Genomic DNA, 5642 nt, shown 5'->3' with positions numbered 1-5642 from the left:
TCGAATATTCCCGAAACAATTCAGCAAGCTGAATTCATATTTCGTATTTCTTCGCTGCGATGTTTCAATCTTATTTCATTCATTCTCGCTTTTGCAAATCCGGTTGTTTTCCCGGAATTCACTCTGTCGGAATGAATCCGCCCAGCCAAAAGCGAAGCATTTCTTCAACCCACGCTCTGCGTGATCAAGAATTGCTTCTTATTAGTTGGGGGTTTGTCACCACTCAGCGGCGGCGACTCAGAAAACAATACACGCCCCTCCGCGGCCGTGCAAATCGGCTGCGGAGGGGCGTGCATGTGGCAAAGCGGGGGTGGCGTCTGCCCCTGTTACGGAACCAGGACTTCCACAGTGGCCAGGTTCTTCTTGCCCCGGCGGAGCAGCAGGTACTGCCCGTGCAGGAGCTCGTCCTCGGAAATCACGGCTTCAGGATCCAGCACCTTTTCGTTGTTCACGTAGGCGCCCCCTTCCCCCACAGTGCGCCGGGCAGCAGACTTGCTTTCCGAAAGCCCGGAGGCAACAAGGAGATCGATGATTCCGAGTGCGTCCACCTGGACCGTGGCGGACGGAAGCTCGGACGTCGCCGCCTGGAGCGTGGACTTGTCCAGTGCAGCCAGGTCACCGTTTCCAAAGAGGGCGGCCGAGGCGGCAATGACTTTTTCGGTGGCTTCCACCCCGTGAACGAGGGACGTTACTTCGAAGGCGAGCTTCCGCTGTCCCTCACGGGCAAAGGGGCGCTCGGCAACAGCCGTGGCGATGTCCTCAATCTCCGCGCGGGTGAGGAAGGTGAAGACCTTCAGCCGGTCCACCACATCCGCATCGGCAGTGTTGAGCCAGAACTGGTAGAAGGCGTAGGGGCTGCACATCCCGGCGTCGAGCCAGATGGCGTTGCCCTCACTCTTGCCGAACTTCGTGCCATCCGAGTTGGTGATCAAAGGCGTCCCCAGGGCGTGGACGCTCTTGCCCTCCACCTTGCGGATCAGTTCGGTTCCACTGGTGAGGTTGCCCCACTGGTCCGAGCCGCCAGTCTGCAATACGCAGCCGTAGTCGCGGTAGAGCTGCAGGTAATCCATGCCCTGCAGAATCTGGTAGCTGAACTCCGTGTAGCTGATGCCTTCATCGGAGTTCAGTCGCGAAGCGACGGCATCCTTGCGGAGCATGGTGCCCACCCGGAAGTGCTTGCCCACCTCACGGAGGAAGTCGATGGCGCTCAGCGGCGCGGTCCAGTCCAGGTTGTTCACCATCCGGGCAGCGTTGTCCCCGTCAAAGTTGAGGAACCGCTGCACCTGGCCCTGAAGGTACCCAACCCACTCCGCCACCGTTTCCTTGGTGTTGAGCGTACGTTCCGCCGTAGGGCGGGGGTCACCGATCATGCCCGTGGAGCCGCCCACAAGTCCCAGCGGTTTGTGGCCCGCCAGCTGCAGCCGCCGCATCACGAGCAGCTGGACCAGGTTGCCCAGGTGGAGGCTCGGCGCGGTGGGATCGAACCCGCAATAGTAGGTGACCGGCCCACCGGCGAGGAGCTTTTCCAGCTCTGCTTCGTCCGTGGAGACGTGGACCAGGCCACGCCATTTCAGCTCCTGCCAGATGTTGGCAAAAGTGGGGTCGTTCTGCTGCGATTCGACGCTGTTGATTTCTGACACGCTTTCTAAGTTAGCAGTACCGGCTCAGCGGACGATGCCGGCGGGTACCGGTTCTCCGGCTATCAGCCGCAGCCGCTGGGTGGCACGGGTCATGGCCACGTAGAGGTCGCCCACCTTGCCGTGCTCGTGGTTGAGCATCCGGGCAGGCTCCAGGACCACCACGCCGTCGAACTCCAGGCCTTTCGCGTCCCGGGGGCTGATGACCACGATGTCCTGTTCGTAGCTGCCCGCGCCCGTGCCGATGCGCCGACCGTAGGCGGCGCGCAGGGCTGCGGTGGCTTCCGGCAAAAGGTCACCTTCGGCAATGACAGCCAGCAGGCCGCCGTCGAGCGCTTCAAGTTCTTCCGGCAGAACTTCCACGAGCCTGTTGACCAGAGTGCCCGGCTCCACTTCATCGATGATGGGCGACCAGCGTCCTTCACGGACTGCCTTCGGTGCAGACACCACCAGGCCGGCGGCGTTGGCCATCCGCACCGCGGCCTCGGCAATCTGGGACGGGGTCCGGTAGTTGACCGTCAGCTCCTCCAGCTGCCACCGGTCGCCGAACATCGGGGCAAGGGCACCCTGCCAGGAATTGGCGCCGGCCACAGAGCTGGTCTGGGCAATGTCCCCCACGATGGTGAAGGACTTCAGGGGGCAGCGCCGGACCAGGAGACGCCACTGCATGGGCGAAAGCTCCTGGGCCTCGTCCACCACGATGTGCCCGAAAGCCCAGGTGCGGTCGCTGGTGGCACGTTCCGCAGCCGTCAGCCTGGCCTCGCGTTCCTGGTTCTGGTCCACGAGGTCTTCGGCCGTCATCAGGGCGTCAACCCCGGCGGTTTCCATGTTGACGAGTGTCTGCTTGGCGTTGGCAAGGTCGCGGGCACGGTCGTGCTCCTGCTGTGCCAGCCCCCGTCCCGCCGCAGGATCCAGCTCGCCGAGCAGTTCGGCGGCCTCGTCCAGCAGCGGGACGTCGGATTCGGTCCACGGCGCATCCGAGGGACGCAGCAACAGTGCCCGTTCCGCCGAAGAAAGCTTGGGAGTGCAGAACTCCAGGATTGCCGGCTTGCCGAACAGTTCGGAGATCAGCTTCTCCGGCGTCATGGGCATCCAGCACAGGTTCAGAGCGATCCGCACGTCGCGCGCCGTCCGGACGTCCTCGGCCAGGTAGGAGCGGTCGGCGTTGTTGCCGATGTTGCCTGCCTCGACGATGTCGGTCAGCTGTTCCGTGAGCTCCCGGAGCAGGATCTTGACGAAGGTCACCCGTGCCTCGTTGTGCGGCTTCCCGGTGGACCGGGCACGTTCGCGGGCGCGGCGGACCTGCCGGGGCGTCAGCACCAGCTTCCGTCCGTCCACCTGCAGGATCATGTTTTCACCGGGAATCCGCTGCCGGTTGGACACGGCATTGGCCACGATGTCCGCCATATCCAGGCGGCCCTTGATCGCTGCCACGGCGGCATCCGGTTCCGGGACGGCCTGGATGCCGGGCATCAGGCGCCCAAGGCTGGCCATGACCACGCCGGTCTCACCCAGGGAGGGCAGTACGCGTTCGATGTACTTCATGAACGACGACGACGGGCCCACCAGCAGCACGCCTGCGCTTTTGAGCCGGTCGCGGTGGGTGTAGAGCAGGTAGGCGGCGCGGTGCAGCGCCACGGCGGTCTTGCCAGTGCCGGGCCCGCCCTGGACCACCAGGGCACCGGAGATGGAGGAACGGATGATGCGGTCCTGCTCCGACTGGATGGTGCTGACGATGTCGGACATCCGGCCGGTCCGCTTGGAGTTCAGCGCCGCGAGCAGGGCGCCCTCGCCCTGCAGCGATTCGTTGTCCGCCAGCATCCCGGCGTCCAGGACGTCGTCCTCAATGGCCTTGACCTCGCGGCCCTGCAGGATCAGGTGCCGGCGGCGGCGCACACCCTGCCGGTCAAACGCTGTGGCCTGGTAGAAGTGTCCGGCTTCGGGCGCACGCCAGTCCACCATGAGCCGCTGGAGGTCCTCGGTGGTGAGGCCGATGCGGCCGATGTACTGCGCTTCGCCCGAGTCCAGGTCCAGGCGTCCGAAGACCAGCCGGTCATCGACCGCATCCAGCTGCGCCAGGCGGTCCTCATACAGGGCGGCGAAAGCGTCACGTTCGGAAACGTTCTGCATGGTGCCTACAGCCCCGGCCCGGCGGACCTGCGCCAACTGCCGGCGCTTTTCCTCGCGGAGCTCTTCCAGCCGGGCATACAGGCCGGCTACATACTCCCGTTCGTGGGCCAAATCGGCGTCAAGCATTTAACGTTCCCCTATCGCAAAAGACAGACCGTCCATTCTACAACCATTTCCGTTAACGCTGGTGAAATTTGGCTGCAGCGGCCGCCCCGGCCACGTTTTTCGGTTTCCTGGGCTGGGCGGCCTTGTATTTGGAGACCGTGGGGTCCCCGGTGATCCAGAAGCGCCACGAGTACTCATCGGAGCCGCCTGCTCCGGCCACACCCACCCGCGGGCCGGAACTGACGTGCACGGCCGGCCCGGACGGAAGCACCAGCCCGAACGGTGGCGCCAGGGCGTCCCGCCCGCTGTCCGCCGTCGTTAAGCCCAATGCTTTGGCGAGCCGCGCGGGACCGCTGGCGAGGTCTGCCGCGCTCTTGGACGTGGGCCGCCGCCGTTGCGCCAGCTCTACCCCGTCCACGATCTCCCCGGCACGCAGCAGCAAGGCGGAAGCTACCCCGTCCGGGCCGCACACGATGTTGGTGCAGTGGTGCATCCCGTAGGTGAAGTAGACGTACAGGTGCCCGGCGGGGCCGAACATCGGCGCGTTGCGGGGCGTGGGGCCGCGGTAGGTGTGCGATCCAGGATCAGGGTGCAGGGAATCCTCCGGCCCCAGATAGGCTTCCACCTCGGTCAGCCGGACGGAGACGGGTCCTTCGCGCGAATCGTGCGTGAGCACAGCACCCAGCAGCTTCGGGGCCAGCTCGCGGGCGTCGCCGGCGAGGATTTCCCGCAGCGGCGGACCGGCCGGTAAGGGATTTTCGCTCATGGCCAGACCTTACCCAATTCCCCGCGGTCCAGCCGCAATGCACTGCCGGGCGGGCCACGGCCATGTCCGATTTCCGCTAGGAGGGGCGTCCGGCGGCTGGCAGGATGGAGTAATGGACTTCTGGCAGCGCTACCGGGCAATCGATGCCCGGGACACCCGTTTCGACGGGCAGTTCTACACTGCCGTGCGGACCACAGGGATCTATTGCCGTCCCTCGTGCCCGGCCCGGACGCCCAAGGCCGCGAACGTCACCTTCTACGAGACGTCCGCTGCGGCGCACGACGCCGGCTACCGGGCCTGCAAGCGGTGCCTTCCGGAGGCGGTTCCCGGTACCCCTGCCTGGAACCTTCGGCAGGACGTCGCCGGCCGCGCCATGCGCCTGATCAACGACGGCGTGATCAACCGGGACGGCGTGGAGGGCCTCGCTGCGCGGCTGGGCTACTCCTCCCGCCAGCTCAACCGGATCCTCGTGCAGGAGCTGGGTGCCGGGCCGCTGTCCCTTGCCCGGGCCGGACGGGCCCAGACAGCCCGCACCCTGCTGGTTTCCACATCCATGAAGCTCGCCGACATCGCGTTCGCTGCCGGCTTCAGCAGCGTCCGGCAGTTCAACGAAACCATGCTGGACGTTTTCGACATGACCCCCACGGCCTTGCGCCTGACCGGACGGACCACAAAATCCGCGGCGGGCTCCACCGCGCTGACCCTCAGCCTCCCCTACCGCAAGCCGTTCGATCCCGGCATTTTCACGTTCCTGGCGGTGCGTGCCATCCCGGGAATCGAGGCAGGGACGGCTGCGTCCTACGCCCGGACCCTGCGGCTGCCCCACGGCGACGCCCGCTTCAGGGTGGAGTACGACGCCGGCGCCCGGGAGCGGCCCCTGACCCTCACCATCGGCGCGGTGGACCTTCGCGACCTGCCGGCGCTGCTGAGCCGCGTCCGCAGGTTGTTCGACCTTGACGCCGACCCCGAAGCCATCGACGGCGCCCTCGCGGAGGACAGCCGGC

At 65.8% G+C, this 5642-nt stretch carries 4 protein-coding genes; 1 reads left to right on the top strand and 3 read right to left on the bottom strand.

The window, feature by feature from the left end:
* Nucleotides 1-326: 326 nt before the first annotated feature.
* Genes tyrS through P2Q66_RS12910 form a run of 3 tightly spaced genes read right to left on the bottom strand, consistent with a single transcriptional unit; the run spans nt 327 to nt 4638 of the window.
* Entirely contained in the window at nt 327-1640 is a 1314-nt protein-coding gene (gene tyrS, locus P2Q66_RS12920) for a tyrosine--tRNA ligase (protein WP_275728616.1), read from the bottom strand.
* A gap of 24 nt (nt 1641-1664) precedes the next feature.
* Nucleotides 1665-3893 (bottom strand): ATP-binding domain-containing protein, encoded by a 2229-nt coding sequence (locus P2Q66_RS12915; protein ID WP_275728614.1) that lies wholly within the window; start codon nt 3891-3893, stop codon nt 1665-1667.
* A 52-nt stretch (nt 3894-3945) separates the two neighbouring features.
* Complete coding sequence (locus tag P2Q66_RS12910) at nt 3946-4638, bottom strand: DNA-3-methyladenine glycosylase (RefSeq protein ID WP_275728612.1); 693 nt, start codon at nt 4636-4638, stop codon at nt 3946-3948.
* Between the two features lie 112 nt (nt 4639-4750).
* Between P2Q66_RS12910 and P2Q66_RS12905 the strand changes: the two genes are divergently transcribed.
* Nucleotides 4751-5642, top strand: an 892-nt coding sequence (locus tag P2Q66_RS12905) for an Ada metal-binding domain-containing protein (RefSeq protein WP_275728609.1), incomplete at its 3' end; no start/stop codon positions are given.

It is taken from the genome of Arthrobacter sp. Cr_A7 (assembly GCF_029222765.1).
In the GTDB taxonomy this organism is placed as follows: domain Bacteria; phylum Actinomycetota; class Actinomycetes; order Actinomycetales; family Micrococcaceae; genus Arthrobacter.
The sequence above is the reverse complement of the archived record's forward strand: the minus strand, read 5'-3'. Positions and strand labels throughout refer to the sequence as shown.